The sequence below is a fragment of the Streptomyces sp. NPDC107538 genome (genome assembly GCF_055657445.1).
In genome coordinates this window covers 754,069-777,435 of the sequence record NZ_JBVKAY010000002.1, presented here as the reverse complement: position 1 = coordinate 777,435, position 23,367 = coordinate 754,069, and the positions used below count along the sequence as shown (strand labels likewise).

The following is a 23,367-nucleotide window of genomic DNA, read 5'->3' as shown; positions in this document are numbered from 1 at the left end:
GCAGATGACGTACATGAACCGCCTTCGTACGCCCGTGCTCGCGCTGGTCGCCGGGGCGTTGCTGGCCACGGGGGTGGCTGTGCAGCCGGCCTCGGCGCACGGGGCGTCCGGACCGTCGTTGAGACAGCTTGCCGACCGGGCCGGGGTGCGTGTCGGCACGGCCGTGGACATGACCGCGCTGGCCGAGGACCGGACGTATCGCAGGACTGTGGGCCGTGAGTTCGACTCGGTGACGGCCGAGAACGTCATGAAGTGGGAGTCGGTCGAGCCGCAGCGCGGTGTGTACGAGTGGAAGGCCGCCGATGACCTGGTCCGCTCCGCGCGCGCCCACGGTCAGGTCGTGCGCGGTCACACCCTGGTCTGGCACAGCCAGCTGCCGGGCTGGCTGACGGCCGGGGTGGCGGACGGGTCGATCGGCGCGGCGGAGCTGCGCGGGATCCTCCGGAAGCACATCACCACCGAGGTGAAGCGGTACAAGGGGAAGATCCAGCAGTGGGACGTGGTGAACGAGGTCTTCGAGGAGGACGGCAGCCTGCGGAACTCGATCTGGCTGCGTGAGCTGGGCCCGTCGTACATCGCGGACGCGTTCCGCTGGGCCCACGCGGCCGACCCCAAGGCGAAGCTCTTCCTCAACGACTACAACGTGGAGGGCGTCAACCCGAAGTCCACGGCGTACTACGAACTGGCGAAGCGGTTGCGCGCGGAGGGCGTACCGGTGCAGGGCTTCGGCGCGCAGGGGCACCTCGCGATCCAGTACGGCTTCCCGGGGCAGGTCGCGGAGAACCTCGCCCGGTTCGAGGCGCTGGGGATGCGGACGGCGTTCACGGAGGTGGACGTGCGGATGATTCTGCCGACCGACTCCGAGAAGCTCGCGACCCAGGCGTCGTACTTCCGGCGGCTGCTGGACGCGTGCCTCGGGGCGCGGAGCTGTACGTCGTTCACGGTGTGGGGGTTCACGGACCGGTACTCATGGGTGCCCGGGGTGTTCGCGGGGCAGGGGGCGGCGACGCCGATGGACGAGGGGTACGGGCGGAAGGCGGCGTATGCCGAGCTGCGGGAGGGGTTGGCCGCGGGGCGGTGACCCCGGTGCTCCCTGCCCCGGGCGTTGTCAGCTTTTGTCCGGGTAGAGGGGCAGGTTCTTCGTGGAGATGGTCCAGTCCGCGATGGTGACGTCCTCGCCGTAGACGAAGTCCTTGCGGGTGGCGTAGCGGGGGCCGTCAGGGGTGGAGTGGATGTCGGTGAGGACGGCGCCGGTGCCGGTGCGGGGGTCGAAGACGGCGTAGACGGGGATGCCGAGCAGGGGATAGTCGCGGACCTTGCCGATCCAGTCGTTGTCGGGGTTGGAGCGGGACACGATCTCGATCGCGGCGATCAGCGTACGGGCGTCGAAGGATCCGTCTCCTTCCATGTCCGCCTCGGCGATGAGCATCACGTCGGGGTGTCGCATGACCCCCTCCGGCTCGTCCTCCACATCCGGGGTGCCCGTGTGGGCCACCAGGTCGTCGGGCATGAGCCGCTCAAGCCGTTTCCGCAGGCGCAGCGCGGTGAGTTCGTGCTGCTTCACGGGCGACAGCATGTCGTGGACGATCCCTTCCTTGGTGATCTCGAACTTGCCGGGGAGGGTGTCGTCCATCGACTGAACGAAGTCCCGCATGGCCCGGTAGGGGTGGGAGGCGCCGTGCTGTGCGTTGTCCGGGGTGATGGTCATGGCGCTCGCTCCTCGTCTGTGCCCGGAGGCAAGGATCGTCACGTTCATGCTAGGCGGGCTCCGTGAGGTCAGGAGTCTGGTCGGGCGTGGTGTGGGCGGGGCCGCAGTCGCGGCAGCGGCTTCCCGCCGGGCCCCGGAAGCCGCGGTCGCAGCCGTCGCAGTTCGTCATGGGGTACTGGACGGCCGGTGGTGACGCGGGCGCCCGGTACGGCGGCAGGGGTGGCAGCTGGGCCATGAGCCGGTGGGCCAGGAGGGCGGCCGGGCGGTGGAGGGGCTCGTTCGGGAGATCGCCGGTCAAGGCGTGGCGTACGGCGGTGGGGGTGAGGTCGCGCTCCAGCCAGGCGGCCACGCCCGGGGCGAGGTGCGCGGCGTCGCAGGCCGAGAGGAGCAGTCGGGGGTCCGTGCGGCGCAGGTCGGCGAGGAGGTCGGTGGCGGTCTGGAGGAGGGTGGGGGAGCGGTAGGCGGGTTGGGGGACCTCGGGGAGGGGCTTGCGGGGGGCCTTCTCCCGCCGGGGCGCGCGTGCCGGGCGTACGGGCTCGTCCTCCGCGTGGCTGTGACTGTGGCTACGGCTACGGCTGCGGCCGGGCTGGTTGCAGGACGTCGTACGGGTGATGATCCGGCCGCCGGGGATGCGTACGCGCTCCCGGCGCAGATAGCCGTGGTGCTCCAGCTCGTTCAGCGCGGCGGCGATACGGGTCGCGCCCTCCTTGAAGCGGGCGGCGAGGCTCTTGATGTCGATGCGGGCGCCTTTCGGCAACGACTGGATGTGAGCCCCCAGCCCGATCGCGAGGAGCGACAGCTCCGGGTGCTGGGCGAGGTGGTTGCCGATCACGGTGAAGCGGGTGGTGTGGCGGGTGTGCTCGTGGATCAGACCGCCGCCGTGGGACTGGCTCTGCCGGTTCGGGTGGTTGTCGTCGGCAAGCCGGGCGGGGGCGCGCGAGGGCGCGCTAGGGTGCTGGGTATCCATCGGGAAGGGTCTCTGCTTCCTTGGTGGTCAGGCCCTCGCACTGGGATTGCAGTCCCGGCGGGGGCCGTCGTATGTCTGCGGTTGTGTGGTCCTGCTGCGCTGAGCGTAGGGCAGGTGACCGCTGCCGAATCCAGCTGAGCGGGCGATGTTCACCCGCGAGGGTGAGGCGGCCTGCCGGGCGGGAGGAGGGGTGGGGTTTGGTGCGGTTCTTTCACTCCCAGGGTCCTTGGGGAAAGACCGTCCGCCGCACCGAAGCACACGACATCGGGTCCCGGTCGCAGGGTGATTTCGGCCCAGACGGTCTTGCGCGGCGGCCTTCCCGGCGCGGTGCCCCAACGGTCGGCGAGGGCCTCGACGAGGAGGAGGCCTCGCCCGGACTCGGCGTAGGGGGAGGGATGTTGGGCTCGGGGGAGCCGTTCGCCGCGCGTGTCCGTCACCTCGATGCGCAGGGTGCCGCCGATGACGTACAGCGTCAGGTCGAAGTCGCGGCCCGGTACGCGGCCGTGGGTCGCCGCGTTGGCCGCCAGCTCGGCGACGATGTGGTCCGCCGGGTGCAAGGGCAGCCCCCACGCGCGCAGTTGCTCGGTGGCGAGGAGACGCGCGAGACGGGCTCCGCGAGGCGTGGGTGACAGCCGCACGCTGAAGTTGCGGGCGGGGCCGACGAGTTCGGTGTCGGGGGCGACGGTTTCCGGATTCACCTCACTCAGCGTGGCGGCGTATGCCTAGTGTGCACAGTGACTGCGCCGGTACGTACGGTTACTGTCCAGGGCTTGTCCGGCGCTGTCGGGCTTGTCCAAAACGGGCGTACGGGTAGGGGGCGTTGCGTCACAGCGGTACGGCAAAGGGGTGCGCGATGCACGTGGACGGGCTCAAGGACGCGACGGACGAGCCGGGTTGGGAGGTGGACCCCGACGACGACTGGGGCGTCGCGGTCGTCGAGACCGTGGGGCGACAGCTGCGGTTGAGGCGCGAGGCCGTCGGCATGCGGGTGGCCGACTTCGCGGTGGCGATCGGGTACGGCGAGGACCTCGTCTACAAGATCGAGGCCGGCAAGCGGATCCCCCGACAGGAGTACCTGGACAAGTCCGACGAGGTGCTGGGCGCGGGCGGGCTCGTCTCGGCGACCTGGGAGGACGTGAAGAAGGTCCGGTACCCGAAGAAGGTGCGGGAGCTGGGGAAGCTGGAGGGGCAGGCGGTTGAGATCGGGGTGTACGTCTGCAACAGCCTCAGCGGGCTGCTGCAGACGCCGGAGCACGCGCGGACCCTGATCGAGGCGTGGAAGCCCGCGTACTCGCCGGACGATGTGGAGCGGATGGTGGCCGCTCGTGTGGCCCGCCAGTCCGTGTTCGACCGGGACCCTGCGCCCTCGATCGCCTTCGTGCTGGAAGAGGCCCCTCTACGCCGGGAGGTCGGGGGCACAATGGTGTGGCGGCAGCAGCTCCACCGTCTGCTGGAGGTGGGCCAGATGCGTAATGTGACGCTCCAGGTGATGCCGACCAACAGCGGCGCCCACCCGGGACTGGACGGCCGGGTCGAGCTGCTGAAGTTCGAGGACGGCACGGCAGTGGGACGCGCCGACGGTGTCTTTCAGGGACGGCCTGTCTCCGATCTACGGCAACTGCGCATCATCGAGCTGCTGTACGGCACCATCCGAGCGCAAGCCCTCCCCACGCGGGAGTCGCTGGCCTTCATCGAGCAACTGCTGGGAGAGACATGATCCGCAAGGCCTCCGCCGGGGACGCCTCCGCACTGGCGTGGTTCAAGAGCAGCTACAGCGACGGCACCAATGGCGAGTCCTGCGTCGAGATCGCCCACGCCCCCGGCACTGTCCACGTCCGTGACTCGAAGGACATACGGCTCCCCGGGCTCGCGCTCACGTCGTCGGCTTGGGCGGCCTTCGTCGAGCAGCTGTCGGGGGAGATGTGATCGACGAGGCCGGGGCCGGGGACGCCTCCGCACTGGCGTGGTTCAAGAGCAGCTACAGCAGCGGCACCAATGGCGAGTCCTGCGTCGAGATCGCCCACGCCCCCGGCACCGTCCACATCCGCGACTCCAAAGACATACGCCTCCCTCAGCTCGCGCTCACGCCCTCCGCCTGGGCGGACTTCGTGTCGTACGCGGCCGGGGGCTGACCGTCCCGGCGGGGTGAGGGGACCGTTCCGTCCGCGACCAGTTCCGCCACCGCGTCGCCGTGGTTGCGGACCAGGTAGTCCATCGCGTGTTCGGTGGAGGACTGGTACTCCAGCTGTTGCCCGTAGAAACGCAGCCGAGCTTCGCAGTCCTGGACGAGTTCGCCCCAGGTGCGTACCCAGATCCGGTACGTCGGCTGGTTGAGGGCGCAGCCGGGGGGATTGTGGGGCTGGTGGGACAGCTCCCGGAGCGTGTCCGTCATGTCGTTGCCGACCAGCCAGAAGTCCCACGTGGTGCGAGTGTCCCGGAACCGGTCATCCTTGCGCACAGCCTGTGCGTAGCTGCTGAGCTGCTCGAACTCAGCCGACCCCAGGGTGAGGCCGGGGCGCTTGAGTTCGACCACCAGGTGGTGCCGTTCGTCATGGCGGTGCCGGGACGCTCTCGACAGCATGAGGTCGACAATCCCCTGGCGCCCGTCGGGCCGGAGCACGGGAGGGCCCGTCGGCTTCTCGCGGCCCAGCAGGTGGCAGTGCTGCCGTAGAACCTCGGTGAGGCTTCGATCGCTCACATGCAGGCCGTACTCCTCGCCGAAGACCCAGCACTCGTTCTCCAGGATTCGGTGCAGCTCGGAGCGCTCCTTCACGCGGTTCTTGGCTTCGGGGTCGAAGACGAGGTGTTCCAGGGCCGCCAGGAAGTCCAGCCGGCTGGTCGCGGCCGTGGAGGCCTTGACCAGGGCTGACAAGGGAGTGCGGTCGAGCAGCCGGTTGAGCTGCTCGCGTTCCTGCTTGGAGAGGTTGAACAGTTCCTCGGCGATGCGCAGCACGTCCGAGGGCTCGTGCGCGAGCACTGAGCGAAGCAGGGCGAACGTGGTTCTGCGCGTGCCGGTGGACTTGGGCAGGTGGCGGAAGACGGTCGTGGCCACCGCGTCGAATGTCTCGCGTTCGGTTCGTTCGCGTGCGTCGGCAGGCTGCCCCGCGTACGGGTAGATGCCTTCCCGGCGCCATTCCGCGACTTGTTCCCGCCGTCGTTCGTCCACACGTGCGCGGAAGTGAGTCTTGAGCTGGTCACGGGCCGCCGCGAGCACTTCGGCCAGCGGCCCGTGGGCCGCCCAGTCGGTGAAGGCGAGGTCCTCGGAGTCGACGTCGTCGAAGCCGGACCAGGTGAGATGTGCCGTGAACTCGAAGCCGGGGGCCTGGATGCCGGGCTTGAGCTGCGCTCGCGACATGCCTTCTCCGTCGCACAGGAAGAGCGCGCGGGTGACGGGCTTGCGCCACTCGACCACCTTCAGACGCGCCGGGTCGCCGCTCCAAGCGGCGGGGGAAGGCAGGTCGTAGTCGCTCACGTGCGACTGCTCGGCGGCCGGGTCAAGGTCCTGGCCGTCGTACTCGATCCGGACGTCCGGGTATTTCTCCAGGTACGTGGCGAAGGCCGTGGTGAGCGATGAGCGGGCCCGGTCCTCCGCGAGGATGTCCAGCTGCTCGTCCCCGCCGAACGCCTCGAAGAGCGTGCCGGTCGGATCGTCGGTGGGTTCCGGGTCGCCGATGTCGAACTCGTCCATCGAGCGCCGGTCCGCCTCTATCACCAGCTGCTGCCGGCCCCCGAGCGCGTCGCTGACGCTGGTCCAGCGCACCTGGATGCCGAGGGCGAAGGCGCGGACCCGGCCGCGCCCGTTCTTGCCGTGCAGGGCGCGCTTCTTCACGGGGCTGCCCTGAGCGCGCTTCTTCCAGGAGGCGCCGATCGGCCGGAAGTACTCCTCGCAGTGCTCGGCCGGCATCCCGCTGCCGTCGTCCTGGACGCGGACCCGGTCCACGCCGCCCAGGTCGTTGCGCTCCAGCGTGACGGTCACGTGTCCGGCGTCGGCGTCGACGCTGTTCCAGATCAGCTCCTCGACCGCGCCGATCGGATCGCGCAGCCGTGCCAGCTCGGCGACGTGTTCCCGGCTGGTCTCCAGCCGCACCTTCACCATGACGTCGGTTTCTCCGGTTCTTTCGCGTTCTGTCACCCATCCCTGAACGAGAGCAAAGTCTGCCCCCTCCGGTGGGTTTGACGTGTGGAATCGCCGTGAGATCACCCTTGGTACTCTGCCGCTTCCTAGTAGGGCATTCGTTCGAAGAGGTGTGAATGAAGTCAGGCAGACGAACCGTCGCGGTGGCCGCGCTCGTGGGGGCGCTCGGGCTTACGGTGCTGAACGCGCCGGCGGCTCAGGCGGCGGACACCGGTATCACCGTGTCGGACATCGTCATCAACAAGGGCAAGCCGATCGTGGTCGGCACGACGAAGGAAGTGGCGCCGCCGATCTCCTTCAACATCACTCTGCCGGCCGGGCAGAGCACCGCGAAGCCCTCCGGTTACACCGCGCACCCCTTCATCTACCGCGGTGGCATGAGCAAGGCCGTCGACACCGGCGACGGCTACATCGGGCCGGGTATCTACACCTGTTTCGAGGTCGACGCCAAGCACGCCCGCTGCGAGGGCGAGTTCCACATCGACCCGCACTGGAGCCGGAAGCAGGTCGACACCAACGCGGCGGCCACCACCTGGAAGACCGCCGTCGCACTGCGGCTGTGGAAGTCCAACGGCGGTCTCAAGACCGAGGAGTACGAGACCCGGTCCATGACCGTGCAGCTCAAGCGCGCGGCCAAGGCGACCGTGGGCGCCACCCCGGAGACGGTCACCAAGGGCAAGAAGATCACCGTCACGGGCAAGGTCACCCGGGCGAACTGGAGCACCAAGAAGTACGGCGGCTACAGCGGCCGTACGGTCAGCCTCCAGTACCGCGCCTCGGACGCCACCTCGTTCAAGACGGTCAAGAAGGTCACCACCAGCAGCACCGGCGGCCTGAAGACCACGGTCAACGCCTCCGCCGACGGCTTCTACCGCTGGGTGTACTACGGCAACACCACGACCGGCACCGCCACCAGCCCGGTGGCCTACGTCGACGTGCGCTGACCGCCTCAGTACAGGCTCGGCACCTCGCCGCCCTCGGCCCTCGTCAGCGTGACCCCCGGCAAGCCGCGTAGCCGACGCTCCGCCACGGCGGTCAGGTCGGCCGGGGCCGGTGGGGTCTTCCCCAGGCCGATGGCGTAGCGGGTGGGGGCCGTGGTGAAGGGGCGGGGCCAGGCGTGGCAGTCGGGGGCCGCCTCGGCGAGGTCCGTGATCAGGGCCCGCATCCTGCCGCGTACCCGGCCCCGGTCCTCGTCCGCACCCCCCTCCACCGTCACGATCGCCCACGCGGCGTGGCGGCGGTGGAGTGGGGGAGGGGTGAGAAGGGCGGACAGAGGGCTCCCCTCCTCCAGCAACTCCCAGGCCCGGAACAGCTCTTGGGTGATCAGGTCGCGCATGCCCACCGTGACCTGGTCCGTGCAGGGGCGGACCGGGGCCGAGGGGGTCGTGATGGTGAGGGGGAGGGGAAGGGGAGTGTCCGCAGGGGCTCCTACCGGCTCTCGCCAGTCCCATGCCGCCCACGTCGCGAAGAAGTGCCGGAGGAGGTCGGAGGGCGACTGGACACCGGCCTCGCCCGTCTCCCCGCCACCCGTTTCCCTCACCGTGCGCGCGGCCAGCACGGACCACGCCAGGCCCGGCAGACCGCCGAACGGTGCCGAGTCCAGGCCCCGCGCCCTCGCCCACGCCTTGACCTGTCGGGCCAGCCGCGCGAACGCCGGCCCCTGCGCGCCCGCCGAGGCGAGCACCGCCTCCGCGTCGCTCACCGCGCTGAGCGCGATCGCCGCCGCCTCGCCCAGTTCGGCCCGCCGCTCCACCGCCTCAGCCGGGTCCATCGAACCGGTGGCCACGACCGCCAGATCCACGTCCAGCCCGTCGAGCCGCAGCCGTACGCCGGGTACGCGCGCCCCGATCACCTCGCGTACGCCGTCGGCTGCCGCACCCGGCATCGCGATCAACTTCGCCTGAACATCGGCCAGTTCGACCGCGCCCGGCAGTGCCGCCACCAGGTCCAGATCCGCGCCGGGCAGCGCGCAGCCCATGCGCCGGGAGCCGACCACGTGGACGACACCGGCGGGGAGCGCGTCCGTGAGGAGGCGGGTGACCCGGTCGGCCACCTCGTCCCCGTCGGCCTCGCCACCCTCGTCAGACCCCCGCTCCTCCTCCCTCCAGCGCACCTCACCCGTCCCCAGCGCCACCGTCCCCCGCACCCGCATCGGCTCGTCCCCGCGCCGCGACAGCAGGGCCAGCTCGCCGACCTTCGCCGACAGGGGACCGAGCCGTGCCGCGCAGGCCGTCGCCAAGGTGTTCGGGTCGGTGGTGCGGCCCAGACTCAGGTGCGGGGTGAAGCCCTCGTGGCGGCCCCGGCAGCTCGGGAAGTGGCGTACGAGGGTGTCGTGCAGGGCGGCCCACGGGCCCTCGCCCGCCGCCGCCGGGTCCAGCCACACCGTCGCGTCGTCCCGGTGCCCGAACCAGTGCACGCCCTCCAGCCGGGCGTCGAACGGGGAGGTCGTGGCCGTCATCGCCGTCATCGCCGTCTCCAGCACCGACGCCGCCTCCTCGAACGCGTGCTCCGGTACGAAGCCGAAGAGGACGTTCACATGCGGGGGCCAGCGGTGGATCTGCGGGTCGTGCCTCCGGCGGATGTCCTGCAGCGGCGGCCACAGGTCCTCGGGCGGCAGCCACGCCAGCGCCGTACGGGCCGTCGGTCGGACGTCCAGGCGGGCGAGGCCGGTGTCCGCGGTGGTGGCGGGGCCCACCTCCGCTCGTACCCCGTAGTGGTCCGAGACGTACAGCCCCTCCGCCGTGGGCGCGTCCCCGTACAGCTCGGCCCGCTCCACCCGCAGCTCCGCGCCGCGCAGCAGTACCCGGTCCAGCCGCGACGCCCGTCCGGACAGGGACGAGATCGCGGCCAGCGGGTTGGCGGTCGGGTCGAAGGTCGGTGTCATGTCCTGCGGGCCGTGCGCCTCGCTCCATGCGTCCCGCATGCCCAGCGTCGTCTGTGGGGTGTCGCCGCCGTCGTTGAAGTCGCCGAGGAGGAGCAGATCGGAGTCCAGACCCGCCAACCCCTCGGCGATACGGGACAGTTCGGCCGTACGGCGGCCCGCGCCGTCGGCCGAGTGGTCGCTGCTCAGATGCGTCGCCGCGACGACGAGGGGGCGTACGCCGGTCTCCACCACCGTGGCGATCACCGCCTTGTGCGCGCCCAGCGCGTGGAACGCGGCCTCGCGGACCGGCAGCCGGCTCAGCAAAAGCAGCCCGTACGTGTCCACGTCCCGGCCACGCGGGTCCGTGGCGAGGGTCCAGCCCTCGCGCAGCCAGGGCTCGCGCAGGAGCAGGGCCAGCAGCTCCGCCTCGACCTCCTGCAACGCGATCACGTCCACCTCGGCCTCGCGCAGGGCCCGCAGCAGCAGGGGTCTGCGCCGGGCGGTGTCGATGAGGTCGGCGTCGTAGCGGTTCCAGAGGGTGTTCCAGGTCAGCACCCGGACGCGGTCGGAGGCGGCCGTGCGCGGTGAGCCGGACGCGGGCGCCCAGCGCTCGCCGTCCCACGCGTGCGGCGTGCGCGCCGTGAAGAAGGGCGCCCGGAGCAGCCGGGCCTCCCGTACGCGCCCCGCGTCCGTCGCGTCCATCCGGTCCACACCCGTGGCCCGGTCCCAGACCACCTCGCCGTCCGCCTCGAAGAACAGCACCCGGTGCCACGGGATCTCACCGCCGGGCACGAACGCGGGCAGCGGGACCCGCTTGGGCGCGGCGTTCCGCTGGAGCACGCCGAGCACGAAACGGGCCGGGTCGAAGCGCGCGTCCCAGCGCACCCGGTGATAGATCTCCTCGCTCGTCCGCACGGTTCCTCAGACCTCTTCCTCAGATCTCGTCCTCTATGGTCCCGCTCGCCCCGATGTACCAGGTGCGGTGCGCGTCGCCCGGATACGGCGGGGCGAAGCGGCGCAGCTGACCGGTGAGCACCTCGGGCGGCACCGGATGTTCGCGCCGGGTGTTGCGTCGTACGAGTTCGTCCTCGTCCACCAGCACCACGGCGTGCGTGACCAGCGCGTTGCGGCGGTGCGCGACCGCGTGCACCAGCGCGCGCTGCTGATGGGTGAGCGAGGTGGCGTCCCAGACCGTCGTCCCGCCGGCGGCCAGCGCGCCGTCCAGCCGGTCGAGCCCGGCGCGCAGGACATCCGCGTTGGCGCGCTGATCGGCGCGCGCGCCGCGTGCCGCGCGCAGATCGTCCAGCGATACGTACGCGTCCACGCCCCCGAGCCCCCGCGCGAACGTGCTCTTGCCGCTCCCCGCCGGGCCGACCAGCTGGACCAGCCTCGGGTACGCCCCCGACCGCCACCGCCAGGTCGCGGCGACGGCCGCGTCCACATCCGCTACGCGCCCCCGCGCGTACGCCTCCCGCGCCTCCGCCCGGCACCGGACGGCCGCGTCGGCCGACAGCCCCGCGAACGCCTCCCGCAGGGCGGTCCCGTCCGGGCCCCGCACCTCCTCGGCGTGCAGCGCCGACCACTCCACCTGCTCCCGCGCCTCGTCCGTCACCGCCGTGGCCCGCGCCACCGCGTGCAGCAGCCCGAGATCGGTGGCCAGGGAGAGCCGGGCCAGGCCGGTCCCGCGCTCCTCGTCGGGATACGGCCGGTGCAGCGCGGGGTGCAGCCCCACCAGGTCGGCGACCCGGCGCGCGAGCGGCATGCCCACGACGCCGGCCAGCCGGGCGGCGACCCGGGCCCGCCGGCCGCCGTGGCCGGAGCCTTGGCCGTGCAGCAGCGTGGCCAGGACGCCGACGAGCCGGTCGTCGCCGGTGGCTTGCGCCGGTTCGAAGCGGGCCACGGCCTCCCGGTCGCCCTCGCCGGGCAGTCCGACCGCCTCCGCCAGCGCGTCCGCGTCGGCGGGTGCGCCGGAGCGCACGGCCCACAGCGGCGCACGCGCGCCCAGCCCGTTCTCGACGACCGCCGCGTGCATCCAGTGCGTGTCCGTCCGCACGTGCCCGGCCCGCACCCACTTCGCGACCCGCGCGCCGAACTCCTCCGCGGCGAAGCCGTCGGCGACCCGGACGACGTAGCCCTCCTGCCGCCTGAGGTCCAGCCGCAGGGCCCGCAGCGCGCGCTCGTCGAACACGCCCCGCCACAGCACGCGCGGCGCGGGCACCCCGAGTCCACGCAGAAAGTCCAGCGTCCGGTCCCAGTCCAGACAGCGCCCGTCCGCGTCCCACACCGAGAAGCCGTAGAACCAGCTGTCCAGGTCGTCGTACGCGATCGAATGCCGGGCGAACATGTTCTCGCCGCACACCCGCCAGCCCTCGGGCACGGCGGGGCCGATACGGGCCTGGAGCGCCTTGACCCAGGTACGGGAGGGGTGGTGCGCGGAGTCGAGTGAGCGGGCGTGCACGCCGTCGCGGTACAGCGTGGTGTTCTCGCCGTCGAGTTTCTCGGTCACCACGACCTCGTGGCCGCGCAGGCCGGACAGGTCGGTGACCCGTAGATCGTCGGCGGTGGCGCCGGGGGACCAGGGCAGATGCCGGGTCCTCGGATAGTGCGTGCGCATGATGGACGTTCCCCGGTTCCCCCGTGGCAGCCGACTTACCTGATCAGCGTAGGAGTGCGGCTCGTGGGCGGGCGAGCGGATTATGCGCGGCCTAGGGTCCGGGTATGAAACCCCGAGCGGGCGTCGGGCTCACCTCCGCCATGGTGGCGCTCACGCTGACGACCGGCATGATCGAGGCCGTCAGCTTTCTCGTGCTCGGACCGGTGTTCACCGCGGTGCAGACCGGGAACCTGCTCTTCCTCTCCTTCGCGCTCATCGGCGTCGCCGGGCTGTCGCCGGCCGCGGCGGGTGTCTCGTGTGCGGCGTTCGCGGTCGGCGCGGTGCTCGGCTCCCGGTTCGAGGCGGGTGTGGACGCGCGTGGCCACCGGTGGCTGGGGCCCGCGCTGATCGTCGAGGCGCTGCTGCTGGGGCTCGGCGGTCTGGTCGCCTGGCGCACCGACGTCGACACACCGGGCACCCCGGTGGACGGCCCGCACTTCGCCGTGGTCGCCCTGGTCGCCGCGGCCATGGGTGTCCGCAACGTCACCACCCTGCGGGTCCGGGTCGCGGACGTCCCCACCACGGTCTCCACCCGCGCCCTCACCGCCTTCCTCAGCGGCCTGCCCCCGCTCCCCGTCACCCGCGCCGGCCCGGGCCTCCGCGACGAGGGCCGCCGCCTCGCCTCGGTCGCCGCGATGTTCGCCGGCGGCCTCCTGGGCGCCTGGCTCCTCCACGAACACGTACACCCGGCGACGGTCCTGCTCCTCCCCGCCGCCCTGGTCCTGGCGCTGGGCACGGTGTACTGGGCGGGGCCACGACGGCGTACGGCGGAGCCGGTCTGAGGAGCCGACTTGAGGAGTCGAGCGGTCACCGCCCCCGTGCCCCCGGGCGTCGGGTTTGACCTCTGTCACTCTCGGGGTAATCTCTCCGGCTCGATTGGCGGAGCCGGTGGGCCGTATGGCAGACTAGCGGGGTTGCTCGGTCGAGTGTTGATGCTGCGCGCCTCCCGCCGGGAGGACCGGAAGCGAGTCCCACAGTACTCGTCGCCTTAACTGCCACATGGCAGCGCTGGGGCGGACGTACGGGAATCTTTCGGGAAGCAAGGTACGGCACAGGCCAGGCACCCGGTGGGCTTCTGCCCCCGGCCCGCGGCTGAAGGTGAGGCCGTGTTTCCCGGACCAGGGATGCTCGAACAAGGGGCATCCGTGTCAGTGGAAGCGCGACACACCCGACCGCGTGGGTCGGAGGGGCGGGTGAACAGGACACCGGGTTCCAGAGCGTTAAACGAGACAAAGGACTACTGAGTAGCCATGGCGGGACAGAAGATCCGCATCCGGCTCAAGGCCTACGACCACGAGGTCATCGACTCCTCGGCGAAGAAGATCGTCGAGACGGTGACCCGCACTGGTGCGTCGGTCGCGGGCCCGGTGCCGCTGCCCACTGAGAAGAACGTGTACTGCGTCATCAAGTCGCCGCACAAGTACAAGGACTCGCGCGAGCACTTCGAGATGCGCACGCACAAGCGCCTGATCGACATCCTCGACCCGACGCCCAAGACCGTTGACTCTCTGATGCGACTCGACCTCCCGGCCGGTGTCGACATCGAGATCAAGCTCTAGGGATCGGTGATCTGAGAATGGCTAAGCAGATCAAGGGAATCCTGGGCGAGAAGCTCGGCATGACGCAGGTGTGGGACGAGAACAACCGTGTTGTTCCGGTCACCGTCGTCAAGGCCGGCCCCAACGTCGTGACCCAGGTCCGTACGAACGATGTCGACGGCTACGAGTCGGTCCAGATCGCCTTCGGCGAGATCGACCCGCGCAAGGTGAACAAGCCCCTCAAGGGTCACTTCGCCAAGGCCGACGTCACCCCCCGCCGTCACCTCGTCGAGATCCGCACCGCGGACGCCTCCGAGTACACGCTGGGCCAGGAGATCTCCGCCGAGGTCTTCGAGGCCGGCGTCAAGGTGGACGTGACCGGCAAGAGCAAGGGCAAGGGCTTCGCCGGTGTCATGAAGCGTCACAACTTCAAGGGCCTCGGCGCCGGTCACGGCACCCAGCGCAAGCACCGCTCTCCCGGCTCCATCGGTGGCTGCGCCACCCCGGGCCGTGTGTTCAAGGGCCTCCGCATGGCGGGTCGCATGGGCAACGAGCGGGTCACCACCCAGAACCTGACCGTCCACGCCGTTGACGCGGAGAAGGGTCTGCTGCTCATCAAGGGCGCGGTTCCCGGTCCGAACGGCGGCCTCGTCCTGGTCCGCACCGCGGCCAAGGGGGCCTGAGGTACCGATGAGCACTGTTGACATCCTTTCGCCTGCCGGCGAGAAGACCGGAAGCGTCGAACTCCCCGCGGAGATCTTCGGCGTGGAGAAGGTCAGCATCCCGCTGATCCACCAGGTCGTCGTCGCGCAGAACGCGGCCGCCCGCCAGGGCACGCACAAGACCAAGACCCGCGGCGAGGTTCGTGGTGGCGGTAAGAAGCCTTACCGTCAGAAGGGCACCGGCCGTGCGCGCCAGGGCTCGACCCGCGCGCCGCAGTTCGCCGGTGGTGGCGTCGTCCACGGCCCGCAGCCGCGTGACTACTCGCAGCGGACCCCGAAGAAGATGAAGGCCGCGGCCCTGCGCCACGCCCTCACCGACCGGGCCCGCCACAACCGCATCCACGTCGTCTCCGGCGTGATCGAGGGCGAGAACCCCTCCACGAAGGCCGCCAAGTCGCTGTTCGGCAAGATCTCGGAGCGCAAGAACCTGCTCCTGGTCGTCGAGCGTGCCGACGAGGCCGCGTGGCTCTCCGCCCGCAACCTGCCCCAGGTGCACATCCTGGAGCCGGGCCAGCTGAACACGTACGACGTGATCGTCTCCGACGATGTGGTCTTCACCCAGGGCGCCCTGGAGTCCTTCGTGTCCGGCCCGAACAAGGCCAACGACACCGAAGGGACTGAGGTCTGATGGCGATTCGTCACCCCTCCATCGCCTCCAAGGCGGCCAAGGCCGCCAAGGTCGCGCGCGTCGCCAAGGCGAAGCGCCACGCCACCGAGGGCAAGAACACCGTCGTCACCGCGCCCAGCAAGGCGTTCACGGACCACCGTGACGTCCTGCTGAAGCCGGTCGTGTCGGAGAAGAGCTACGCGCTCCTCGACGAGGGCAAGTACACGTTCATCGTGGCCCCCGGCGCCAACAAGACCCAGATCAAGCAGGCCGTCCAGGCGGTCTTCTCGGTCAAGGTCACCGGGGTCAACACGATCAACCGCCAGGGCAAGCGCAAGCGGACCCGCACCGGCTTCGGCAAGCGTGCCGACAGCAAGCGCGCGATCGTGACCCTTGCCGAGGGCGACCGTATCGACATCTTCGGCGGTCCGACCGCGTAAGCGGGTCGGATCGTCCGATATCGGACGAGGACTGAGAAATGGGAATCCGCAAGTACAAGCCGACTACGCCGGGCCGTCGCGGCTCCAGCGTCGCCGACTTCGTCGAGATCACGCGGTCCACGCCGGAGAAGTCGCTGGTCCGCCCCCTGCACAGCAAGGGCGGCCGTAACAACGCCGGTCGTGTGACCGTTCGCCACCAGGGTGGCGGACACAAGCGCGCCTTCCGTGTCATCGACTTCCGTCGCCACGACAAGGACGGCGTGCCGGCGAAGGTCGCGCACATCGAGTACGACCCCAACCGCACCGCGCGCATCGCGCTGCTGCACTACGCGGACGGCGAGAAGCGCTACATCCTCGCCCCGCGCAACCTGCAGCAGGGCGACCGGGTGGAGAACGGTCCCGGGGCCGACATCAAGCCGGGCAACAACCTGGCGCTCCGCAACATCCCGGTCGGTACCACGATCCACGCGATCGAGCTCCGTCCCGGTGGCGGCGCCAAGTTCGCCCGCTCCGCCGGTACCTCCGTGCAGCTGCTCGCGAAGGAGGGCGCCTACGCCCACCTCCGCATGCCGTCCGGTGAGATCCGTCTGGTCGACGTGCGCTGCCGCGCCACCGTCGGCGAGGTCGGCAACGCCGAGCAGAGCAACATCAACTGGGGCAAGGCCGGTCGTAAGCGCTGGCTGGGCGTCCGCCCGACCGTTCGCGGTGTGGCGATGAACCCGGTTGACCACCCCCACGGTGGTGGTGAGGGCAAGACCTCCGGTGGTCGCCACCCGGTCAGCCCCTGGGGTCAGAAGGAGGGTCGTACTCGCTCGCCGAAGAAGGCTTCGAGCAAGTACATCGTCCGCCGCCGCAAGACGAACAAGAAGCGCTAGGAGCGGGTTTAGATGCCGCGCAGTCTCAAGAAGGGGCCCTTCGTCGACGGACACCTCATCAAGAAGGTGGACGTACAGAACGAAGCCGGCACCAAGAACGTCATCAAGACCTGGTCCCGTCGCTCGATGATCATCCCGGCCATGCTCGGCCACACGATCGCGGTGCACAACGGCAAGACCCACATTCCGGTGTTCGTCACCGAGTCGATGGTCGGCCACAAGCTCGGCGAGTTCTCGCCGACGCGCACCTTCCGGGGTCACGTCAAGGACGACCGGAAGTCGAAGCGCCGCTAACAGCGGGGTGGAATGACCATGACAGACACTGGAAGGACAACCATGGAAGCCAGGGCCCAGGCGCGGTACATCCGCGTCACGCCCATGAAGGCCCGCCGAGTGGTGGACCTCATCCGTGGCCTCGACGCCACGGAGGCTCAGGCGGTCCTGCGTTTCGCCCCGCAGGCCGCGAGCGTGCCGGTCGGCAAGGTGCTGGACAGCGCCATCGCCAACGCCGCGCACAACTACGACCACACGGACGCCACTTCGCTGTTCATCAGCGAGGCGTACGTCGACGAGGGCCCGACCCTGAAGCGGTTCCGTCCGCGTGCCCAGGGCCGTGCCTACCGGATCCGCAAGCGGACCAGCCACATCACCGTGGTCGTCAGCAGCAAGGAAGGAACCCGGTAATGGGCCAGAAGGTAAACCCGCATGGGTTCCGGCTCGGTGTCACGACCGACTTCAAGTCGCGTTGGTACGCCGACAAGCTGTACAAGGACTACGTCAAGGAAGACGTCGCCATCCGTCGGATGATGACGTCCGGCATGGAGCGCGCCGGCATCTCGAAGGTGGAGATCGAGCGCACCCGTGACCGCGTCCGCGTCGACATCCACACCGCGCGTCCGGGCATCGTCATCGGCCGCCGCGGCGCCGAGGCCGACCGTATCCGCGGCGACCTGGAGAAGCTGACCGGCAAGCAGGTCCAGCTGAACATCCTCGAGGTCAAGAACCCGGAGACGGACGCTCAGCTGGTGGCCCAGGCCGTCGCCGAGCAGCTCTCCTCCCGCGTCTCCTTCCGTCGGGCCATGCGTAAGAGCATGCAGTCCGCCATGAAGGCCGGCGCCAAGGGCATCAAGATCCAGTGCGGTGGCCGCCTCGGTGGCGCCGAGATGTCCCGCTCGGAGTTCTACCGCGAGGGCCGTGTGCCCCTGCACACGCTCCGCGCGAACGTGGACTACGGCTTCTTCGAGGCCAAGACGACCTTCGGCCGCATCGGTGTGAAGGTCTGGATCTACAAGGGCGACGTCAAGAACATCGCCGAGGTCCGCGCCGAGAACGCCGCTGCCCGCGCCGGCAACCGCCCGGCCCGTGGTGGCGCTGACCGCCCCGCCGGCCGTGGTGGCCGCGGTGGCGAGCGTGGCGGTCGCGGTCGTAAGCCGCAGCAGGCTGCCGGCGCCGAGGCCCCCAAGGCCGAGGCTCCCGCCGCCGCCGCTCCGGCTGAGAGCACCGGAACGGAGGCCTGACCGACATGCTGATCCCTCGTAGGGTCAAGCACCGCAAGCAGCACCACCCGAAGCGCCGTGGCCAGGCCAAGGGCGGTACGACGGTTGCGTTCGGCGAGTACGGCATTCAGGCCCTCACGCCGGCGTACGTGACCAACCGCCAGATCGAGGCGGCCCGTATCGCGATGACCCGCCACATCAAGCGTGGCGGCAAGGTCTGGATCAACATCTACCCGGACCGCCCGCTCACGAAGAAGCCGGCCGAGACCCGCATGGGTTCCGGTAAGGGTTCGCCGGAGTGGTGGATCGCGAACGTGCACCCGGGCCGGGTCATGTTCGAACTGTCCTACCCGAACGAGAAGATCGCCCGTGAGGCCCTCACTCGCGCCGCCCACAAGCTGCCGATGAAGTGCCGGATCGTCAAGCGCGAGGCAGGTGAAGCGTGATGTCGGCCGGTACCAAGGCGTCCGAGCTGCGCGAGCTGGGCAACGAGGAGCTGCTGAACAAGCTCCGCGAGGCCAAGGAAGAGCTGTTCAACCTCCGCTTCCAGGCGGCGACCGGACAGCTTGAGAACCATGGCCGTCTGAAGGCGGTCCGCAAGGACATCGCGCGGATCTACACCCTGATGCGCGAGCGTGAGCTGGGCATCGAAACGGTGGAGAACGCCTGATGAGCGAGAACAACGTGACTGAGACGAACACCGAGGCGCGCGGATTCCGCAAGACCCGTGAGGGCATCGTCGTCAGCGACAAGATGGACAAGACCGTCGTCGTCGCCGTCGAGGACCGCAAGAAGCACGCCCTGTACGGCAAGGTCATCCGCAGCACGAGCAAGCTCAAGGCGCACGACGAGCAGAACGCCGCCGGCGTCGGCGACCGTGTCCTCCTCATGGAGACCCGGCCGCTGTCCGCCACGAAGCACTGGCGCGTCGTCGAGATCCTCGAGAAGGCCAAGTAATTCCTGCGGGGTACATCCGCAGGTCAGTTCCGCCAGGCTCGGCAGGGGCTCCCTCGTAACGAGGCGGCCCCTGCCGGGAACCGGCAGACAATCAGGAGATAGACGTGATCCAGCAGGAGTCGCGACTGCGTGTCGCCGACAACACTGGTGCGAAGGAGATCCTTTGCATCCGTGTGCTCGGTGGCTCCGGTCGCCGCTACGCGGGCATCGGTGACGTCATCGTCGCCACCGTCAAGGACGCGATCCCCGGCGGCAACGTGAAGAAGGGTGACGTCATCAAGGCGGTCATCGTTCGCACCGTCAAGGAGCGCCGCCGTCCGGACGGCTCGTACATCCGCTTCGACGAGAACGCCGCCGTCATTCTCAAGAACGACGGCGACCCTCGTGGCACCCGTATCTTCGGCCCGGTCGGCCGGGAGCTGCGCGAGAAGAAGTTCATGAAGATCATCTCGCTCGCGCCGGAGGTGCTGTAAGCATGAAGATCAAGAAGGGCGACCTGGTCCAGGTCATCACCGGTAAGGACAAGGGCAAGCAGGGCAAGGTCATCGCGGCCTTCCCCCGCGAGGACCGCGTCCTGGTCGAGGGTGTCAACCGGGTCAAGAAGCACACCAAGGCCGGCCCGACCGCCAAGGGTTCGCAGGCCGGTGGCATCGTCACCGTCGAGGCGCCGATCCACGTCTCCAACGTCCAGCTGGTCGTGGAGAAGGACGGCAAGAAGGTCGTCACGCGTGTCGGCTACCGCTTCGACGACGAGGGCAACAAGGTTCGCGTTGCCAAGCGGACGGGTGAGGACATCTGATGGCTACCACCACGACTCCGCGTCTCAAGACGAAGTACCGCGAGGAGATCGCGGGCAAGCTGCAGGAAGAGTTCTCGTACGAGAACGTCATGCAGACCCCGGGCCTCGTCAAGATCGTGGTCAACATGGGTGTGGGCGACGCCGCCCGCGACTCCAAGCTGATCGAGGGCGCCATCCGCGACCTCACCACGATCACCGGGCAGAAGCCGGCCGTCACCAAGGCCCGCAAGTCCATCGCGCAGTTCAAGCTGCGTGAGGGCCAGCCGATCGGTGCCCACGTCACGCTCCGTGGCGACCGCATGTGGGAGTTCCTGGACCGCACCCTGTCGCTCGCGCTCCCGCGCATCCGCGACTTCCGTGGTCTGTCCCCCAAGCAGTTCGACGGCCGTGGCAACTACACCTTCGGTCTCACCGAGCAGGTCATGTTCCACGAGATCGACCAGGACAAGATCGACCGTACCCGGGGTATGGACATCACCGTGGTGACCACGGCGACCAACGACGCTGAGGGCCGCGCCCTCCTTCGTCACCTCGGCTTCCCCTTCAAGGAGGCGTGAGCGAGATGGCGAAGAAGGCTCTGATCGCGAAGGCTGCTCGCAAGCCCAAGTTCGGCGTGCGTGGCTACACGCGCTGCCAGCGCTGCGGCCGTCCCCACTCCGTGTACCGCAAGTTCGGCCTGTGCCGCGTGTGCCTTCGTGAGATGGCTCACCGTGGCGAGCTGCCGGGCGTGACCAAGAGCTCCTGGTAGTCCCCGCTTTAAGGGACTCCCGAAGCTCTCGGTAAGCACTGGGCGTGTCAGGCGCCCTCCCTTCCATGGCTTAGGCTTGGAGGGTTGGGCGCCTGTTGCCGCCCGTACGACTTACTACGCCGTAGGTCCCCGCACCGCACCCGTCCCGCCACCGAGTGGGGAGAGGGATGGCGCATACAGGAAACCCCGGCGAGAGAGGCCGAAGGCCAATTCATGACCATGACTGATCCGATCGCAGACATGCTTACGCGTCTGCGGAACGCGAACTCGGCATACCACGACTCCGTGACGATGCCGGCATCGAAGATCAAGTCTCACATCGCGGAGATCCTCCAGCAGGAGGGCTTCATCACGGGCTGGAAGGTCGAGGACGCCGAGGTCGGCAAGAACCTCGTCCTGGAGCTGAAGTTCGGCCCCAACCGTGAGCGCTCCATCGCGGGCATCAAGCGGATCTCCAAGCCCGGTCTCCGGGTTTACGCGAAGTCCACCTCCCTGCCCAAGGTGCTGGGCGGCCTCGGCGTGGCGATCATCTCCACGTCGCACGGGCTCCTCACCGACAAGCAGGCCGGCAAGAAGGGCGTAGGCGGAGAAGTTCTCGCCTACGTCTGGTAGCGGAAAGGAATCGGAGGAAAAAGCTATGTCGCGTATTGGCAAGCTCCCCATCACGGTTCCCGCCGGCGTGGACGTCACCATCGACGGCCGTACGGTCTCGGTCAAGGGCCCCAAGGGCTCGCTGACCCACACCGTCGCTTCGCCGATCGACATCGCCAAGGGTGAGGACGGCGTTCTGAACGTCACCCGCCCCAACGACGAGCGTCAGAACAAGGCCCTGCACGGCCTGTCCCGCACGCTGGTGGCGAACATGATCACCGGCGTGACCACGGGTTACGTGAAGAAGCTCGAAATCAGCGGTGTCGGTTACCGCGTGCAGGCCAAGGGCTCGAACCTCGAGTTCGCGCTCGGCTACAGCCACCCGATCACCGTCGAGGCGCCCGAGGGCATCACCTTCAAGGTGGAGAACCCCACCCGGTTCTCGGTCGAGGGCATCGACAAGCAGAAGGTCGGCGAGGTTGCGGCCAACATCCGCAAGCTGCGCAAGCCCGACCCGTACAAGGCCAAGGGCGTCAAGTACGAGGGCGAAGTCATCCGCCGCAAGGTCGGAAAGGCGGGTAAGTAAGCCATGGCATACGGTACGAAGATCGCTAAGGGCGACGCTTACAAGCGTGCAGCCATCAAGCGGCGCCACATCCGGATCCGTAAGAAGGTCAACGGTACGGCTGAGCGTCCCCGCCTGGTCGTGACCCGCTCGAACCGCCACATCGTGGCCCAGGTGATCGACGACCTCAAGGGGCACACCCTTGCGTCGGCGTCCACCCTGGACTCGTCGATCCGTGGTGCGTCGGAGGACAAGTCGGCGCAGGCCGGCAAGGTCGGCGCCCTGGTCGCCGAGCGTGCCAAGGCCGCCGGTGTCGAGGCCGTTGTGTTCGACCGAGGTGGTAACCGGTATGCGGGTCGCATCGCGGCCCTGGCCGACGCCGCCCGCGAGGCCGGGCTCAAGTTCTGAGCTCGCTGCGTAGCTAGCGGAAAGAGAGAGGTAAATCCAATGGCTGGACCCCAGCGCCGCGGTGGCGGTGCCGGTGGCGGCGAGCGGCGGGACCGGAAGGGCCGTGACGGCGGCGCAGCTGCCGCCGAGAAGACCGCGTACGTTGAGCGCGTTGTCGCGATCAACCGCGTCGCCAAGGTTGTGAAGGGTGGTCGTCGCTTCAGCTTCACTGCGCTCGTCGTAGTGGGCGATGGCGATGGCACCGTGGGTGTCGGTTACGGCAAGGCCAAGGAGGTGCCGGCCGCCATCGCCAAGGGTGTGGAGGAGGCCAAGAAGCACTTCTTCAAGGTCCCCCGTATCCAGGGCACCATCCCGCACCCCATCCAGGGTGAGAAGGCTGCCGGCGTCGTCCTGCTCAAGCCCGCGTCCCCCGGTACCGGCGTTATCGCCGGTGGCCCGGTGCGTGCCGTGCTCGAGTGCGCCGGTATCCACGACGTGCTGTCGAAGTCGCTCGGCTCCGACAACGCGATCAACATCGTGCACGCGACCGTGGAGGCCCTGAAGGGTCTGCAGCGTCCCGAGGAGATCGCGGCCCGCCGTGGTCTGCCCCTCGAGGACGTCGCTCCCGCGGCTCTTCTCCGTGCGCGTGCCGGGGCGGGTGCGTAATCATGGCGCAGCTCAAGATTACGCAGGTCAAGTCCTACATCGGCAGCAAGCAGAACCACCGTGACACCCTGCGTTCCCTTGGTCTCAAGGGCATCAACACGCAGGTCGTCAAGGAGGACCGCCCCGAGTTCCGCGGCATGGTGCACACCGTCCGCCACCTCGTGACGGTTGAGGAGGTCTGATCATGGCGGAGAACAACCCGCTGAAGATCCACAACCTCCGTCCGGCCCCCGGCGCCAAGACCGCCAAGACCCGTGTCGGTCGTGGTGAGGCGTCGAAGGGTAAGACGGCCGGTCGTGGTACCAAGGGTACGAAGGCCCGCTACCAGGTTCCGGAGCGCTTCGAGGGTGGCCAGATGCCCCTCCACATGCGTCTCCCGAAGCTGAAGGGCTTCAAGAACCCCTTCAAGACGGAGTTCCAGGTCGTGAACCTGGACAAGCTCGCCTCCCTCTACCCCGAGGGTGGGGAGGTCACCGTTGCCGACCTGGTCGCCAAGGGTGCCGTCCGCAAGAACAGTCTCGTCAAGGTCCTCGGCCAGGGCGAGATCTCCGTGGCGCTGCAGGTGACGGTCGACGCCGTCTCCGGCTCCGCCAAGGAGAAGATCACCGCCGCCGGCGGTACCGTCACCGAGCTCGTCTGAACACAGCAGG

Annotated in this window: 33 protein-coding genes; 27 read left to right on the top strand and 6 right to left on the bottom strand. The window is 69.3% G+C overall.

Annotated features, from left to right (window positions below; genetic code table 11):
* Positions 1-4 precede the first annotated feature (4 nt).
* On the top strand, positions 5-1,081 hold the full coding sequence (locus ACZ7MG_RS09335; protein ID WP_471385329.1) for an endo-1,4-beta-xylanase: 1,077 nt from the start codon (positions 5-7) through the stop codon (positions 1,079-1,081).
* Between the two features lie 27 nt (positions 1,082-1,108).
* On the opposite strand, the gene ACZ7MG_RS09330 is transcribed toward ACZ7MG_RS09335, so the two are convergent.
* From ACZ7MG_RS09330 to ACZ7MG_RS09320, 3 genes are all read right to left on the bottom strand, one after another.
* Positions 1,109-1,708 carry a Uma2 family endonuclease gene (locus ACZ7MG_RS09330; protein WP_471385331.1) on the bottom strand — a complete coding sequence of 200 codons (600 nt, stop codon included), beginning with the start codon at positions 1,706-1,708 and terminating at the stop codon, positions 1,109-1,111.
* Between the two features lie 49 nt (positions 1,709-1,757).
* A complete protein-coding gene (locus ACZ7MG_RS09325; RefSeq protein ID WP_471385333.1) occupies positions 1,758-2,675 on the bottom strand; it encodes a helix-turn-helix domain-containing protein in 918 nt (305 codons plus the stop codon).
* Between the two features lie 149 nt (positions 2,676-2,824).
* Positions 2,825-3,373 carry an ATP-binding protein gene (locus ACZ7MG_RS09320; protein ID WP_471385335.1) on the bottom strand — a complete coding sequence of 183 codons (549 nt, stop codon included), beginning with the start codon at positions 3,371-3,373 and terminating at the stop codon, positions 2,825-2,827.
* 155 nt (positions 3,374-3,528) lie between these two features.
* Here ACZ7MG_RS09320 and ACZ7MG_RS09315 point away from each other — a divergent pair, with 155 nt between their 5' ends.
* Genes ACZ7MG_RS09315 through ACZ7MG_RS09305 form a run of 3 tightly spaced genes read left to right on the top strand, consistent with a single transcriptional unit; the run spans position 3,529 to position 4,807 of the window.
* Positions 3,529-4,392, top strand: a complete 864-nt coding sequence (locus ACZ7MG_RS09315; RefSeq protein ID WP_471385337.1) for a helix-turn-helix domain-containing protein — start codon at positions 3,529-3,531, stop codon at positions 4,390-4,392.
* Entirely contained in the window at positions 4,389-4,601 is a 213-nt protein-coding gene (locus ACZ7MG_RS09310; RefSeq protein ID WP_471385339.1) for a DUF397 domain-containing protein, read from the top strand. The genes ACZ7MG_RS09315 and ACZ7MG_RS09310 overlap by 4 nt, the downstream gene beginning before the upstream one ends.
* Positions 4,598-4,807, top strand: coding sequence for a DUF397 domain-containing protein (locus ACZ7MG_RS09305; protein WP_471385341.1), 210 nt, complete (start codon positions 4,598-4,600; stop codon positions 4,805-4,807). The genes ACZ7MG_RS09310 and ACZ7MG_RS09305 overlap by 4 nt, the downstream gene beginning before the upstream one ends.
* Here the strand turns inward: ACZ7MG_RS09305 and ACZ7MG_RS09300 are convergent.
* On the bottom strand, positions 4,747-6,771 hold the full coding sequence (locus ACZ7MG_RS09300) for an ATP-binding protein (protein WP_471385343.1): 2,025 nt from the start codon (positions 6,769-6,771) through the stop codon (positions 4,747-4,749). The genes ACZ7MG_RS09305 and ACZ7MG_RS09300 overlap by 61 nt on opposite strands.
* A gap of 155 nt (positions 6,772-6,926) precedes the next feature.
* On the opposite strand from ACZ7MG_RS09300, the gene ACZ7MG_RS09295 reads away from it, so the two are divergent.
* Positions 6,927-7,754 carry a hypothetical protein gene (locus ACZ7MG_RS09295; RefSeq protein WP_471385345.1) on the top strand — a complete coding sequence of 276 codons (828 nt, stop codon included), beginning with the start codon at positions 6,927-6,929 and terminating at the stop codon, positions 7,752-7,754.
* A gap of 5 nt (positions 7,755-7,759) precedes the next feature.
* Here ACZ7MG_RS09295 and ACZ7MG_RS09290 read toward each other — a convergent pair whose 3' ends face one another.
* Positions 7,760-10,588, bottom strand: coding sequence for an RNA repair domain-containing protein (locus ACZ7MG_RS09290; protein WP_471385347.1), 2,829 nt, complete (start codon positions 10,586-10,588; stop codon positions 7,760-7,762).
* 19 nt (positions 10,589-10,607) lie between these two features.
* Positions 10,608-12,287, bottom strand: coding sequence for an RNA ligase family protein (locus ACZ7MG_RS09285; protein ID WP_471385349.1), 1,680 nt, complete (start codon positions 12,285-12,287; stop codon positions 10,608-10,610).
* Positions 12,288-12,391: 104 nt separating this feature from the next.
* Here ACZ7MG_RS09285 and ACZ7MG_RS09280 point away from each other — a divergent pair, with 104 nt between their 5' ends.
* The 22 genes from ACZ7MG_RS09280 to rplO all read left to right on the top strand — a co-directional run bounded on the left by ACZ7MG_RS09280 (position 12,392) and on the right by rplO (position 23,357).
* Complete coding sequence (locus ACZ7MG_RS09280) at positions 12,392-13,108, top strand: YoaK family protein (RefSeq protein ID WP_471385350.1); 717 nt, start codon at positions 12,392-12,394, stop codon at positions 13,106-13,108.
* Between the two features lie 468 nt (positions 13,109-13,576).
* Positions 13,577-13,885, top strand: a complete 309-nt coding sequence (rpsJ, locus tag ACZ7MG_RS09275; protein ID WP_003948644.1) for a 30S ribosomal protein S10 — start codon at positions 13,577-13,579, stop codon at positions 13,883-13,885.
* A 17-nt stretch (positions 13,886-13,902) separates the two neighbouring features.
* Entirely contained in the window at positions 13,903-14,547 is a 645-nt protein-coding gene (gene rplC / locus ACZ7MG_RS09270) for a 50S ribosomal protein L3 (protein WP_005481233.1), read from the top strand.
* A 7-nt stretch (positions 14,548-14,554) separates the two neighbouring features.
* Positions 14,555-15,214 carry a 50S ribosomal protein L4 gene (rplD, locus tag ACZ7MG_RS09265; RefSeq protein WP_086752855.1) on the top strand — a complete coding sequence of 220 codons (660 nt, stop codon included), beginning with the start codon at positions 14,555-14,557 and terminating at the stop codon, positions 15,212-15,214.
* A complete protein-coding gene (gene rplW / locus ACZ7MG_RS09260; RefSeq protein WP_471385353.1) occupies positions 15,214-15,633 on the top strand; it encodes a 50S ribosomal protein L23 in 420 nt (139 codons plus the stop codon). Before rplD ends, rplW begins: the two co-directional genes overlap by 1 nt.
* 38 nt (positions 15,634-15,671) lie before the next feature.
* Positions 15,672-16,508, top strand: a complete 837-nt coding sequence (gene rplB, locus ACZ7MG_RS09255) for a 50S ribosomal protein L2 (RefSeq protein ID WP_005481225.1) — start codon at positions 15,672-15,674, stop codon at positions 16,506-16,508.
* Between the two features lie 12 nt (positions 16,509-16,520).
* Positions 16,521-16,802 carry a 30S ribosomal protein S19 gene (gene rpsS / locus ACZ7MG_RS09250; protein WP_013001415.1) on the top strand — a complete coding sequence of 94 codons (282 nt, stop codon included), beginning with the start codon at positions 16,521-16,523 and terminating at the stop codon, positions 16,800-16,802.
* A 42-nt stretch (positions 16,803-16,844) separates the two neighbouring features.
* Positions 16,845-17,192: a 50S ribosomal protein L22 gene (gene rplV / locus ACZ7MG_RS09245; protein ID WP_152171197.1), complete on the top strand. Its 348-nt coding sequence runs from the start codon at positions 16,845-16,847 to the stop codon at positions 17,190-17,192.
* On the top strand, positions 17,192-18,025 hold the full coding sequence (rpsC, locus tag ACZ7MG_RS09240; RefSeq protein ID WP_013001414.1) for a 30S ribosomal protein S3: 834 nt from the start codon (positions 17,192-17,194) through the stop codon (positions 18,023-18,025). Before rplV ends, rpsC begins: the two co-directional genes overlap by 1 nt.
* Before the next feature lie 5 nt (positions 18,026-18,030).
* Positions 18,031-18,450 carry a 50S ribosomal protein L16 gene (rplP, locus tag ACZ7MG_RS09235; RefSeq protein ID WP_004927269.1) on the top strand — a complete coding sequence of 140 codons (420 nt, stop codon included), beginning with the start codon at positions 18,031-18,033 and terminating at the stop codon, positions 18,448-18,450.
* Positions 18,450-18,674, top strand: coding sequence for a 50S ribosomal protein L29 (rpmC, locus tag ACZ7MG_RS09230; RefSeq protein ID WP_059079052.1), 225 nt, complete (start codon positions 18,450-18,452; stop codon positions 18,672-18,674). The genes rplP and rpmC overlap by 1 nt, the downstream gene beginning before the upstream one ends.
* Complete coding sequence (gene rpsQ / locus ACZ7MG_RS09225; RefSeq protein WP_006130775.1) at positions 18,674-18,961, top strand: 30S ribosomal protein S17; 288 nt, start codon at positions 18,674-18,676, stop codon at positions 18,959-18,961. The genes rpmC and rpsQ overlap by 1 nt, the downstream gene beginning before the upstream one ends.
* Positions 18,962-19,065: 104 nt before the next feature.
* Positions 19,066-19,434: a 50S ribosomal protein L14 gene (rplN, locus tag ACZ7MG_RS09220; protein ID WP_003992364.1), complete on the top strand. Its 369-nt coding sequence runs from the start codon at positions 19,066-19,068 to the stop codon at positions 19,432-19,434.
* Positions 19,435-19,436: 2 nt separating this feature from the next.
* Positions 19,437-19,760: a 50S ribosomal protein L24 gene (gene rplX / locus ACZ7MG_RS09215; protein ID WP_013001412.1), complete on the top strand. Its 324-nt coding sequence runs from the start codon at positions 19,437-19,439 to the stop codon at positions 19,758-19,760.
* Entirely contained in the window at positions 19,760-20,317 is a 558-nt protein-coding gene (rplE, locus tag ACZ7MG_RS09210) for a 50S ribosomal protein L5 (RefSeq protein ID WP_005481216.1), read from the top strand. The genes rplX and rplE overlap by 1 nt, the downstream gene beginning before the upstream one ends.
* A 5-nt stretch (positions 20,318-20,322) precedes the next feature.
* The gene (locus ACZ7MG_RS09205) at positions 20,323-20,508 is read left to right on the top strand and encodes a type Z 30S ribosomal protein S14 (protein WP_003948630.1); all 186 of its coding nucleotides are present in this window, start codon (positions 20,323-20,325) and stop codon (positions 20,506-20,508) included.
* Between the two features lie 213 nt (positions 20,509-20,721).
* Positions 20,722-21,120: a 30S ribosomal protein S8 gene (rpsH, locus tag ACZ7MG_RS09200; protein ID WP_013001411.1), complete on the top strand. Its 399-nt coding sequence runs from the start codon at positions 20,722-20,724 to the stop codon at positions 21,118-21,120.
* Positions 21,121-21,145: 25 nt separating this feature from the next.
* Positions 21,146-21,685, top strand: a complete 540-nt coding sequence (gene rplF, locus ACZ7MG_RS09195) for a 50S ribosomal protein L6 (RefSeq protein ID WP_086752865.1) — start codon at positions 21,146-21,148, stop codon at positions 21,683-21,685.
* Between the two features lie 3 nt (positions 21,686-21,688).
* Complete coding sequence (gene rplR / locus ACZ7MG_RS09190) at positions 21,689-22,072, top strand: 50S ribosomal protein L18 (protein WP_005481210.1); 384 nt, start codon at positions 21,689-21,691, stop codon at positions 22,070-22,072.
* Between the two features lie 39 nt (positions 22,073-22,111).
* On the top strand, positions 22,112-22,717 hold the full coding sequence (rpsE, locus tag ACZ7MG_RS09185) for a 30S ribosomal protein S5 (RefSeq protein ID WP_009190144.1): 606 nt from the start codon (positions 22,112-22,114) through the stop codon (positions 22,715-22,717).
* Between the two features lie 2 nt (positions 22,718-22,719).
* Complete coding sequence (gene rpmD, locus ACZ7MG_RS09180; protein WP_052580766.1) at positions 22,720-22,899, top strand: 50S ribosomal protein L30; 180 nt, start codon at positions 22,720-22,722, stop codon at positions 22,897-22,899.
* Between the two features lie 2 nt (positions 22,900-22,901).
* Positions 22,902-23,357: a 50S ribosomal protein L15 gene (gene rplO / locus ACZ7MG_RS09175; protein WP_030359014.1), complete on the top strand. Its 456-nt coding sequence runs from the start codon at positions 22,902-22,904 to the stop codon at positions 23,355-23,357.
* Positions 23,358-23,367: the final 10 nt, after the last annotated feature.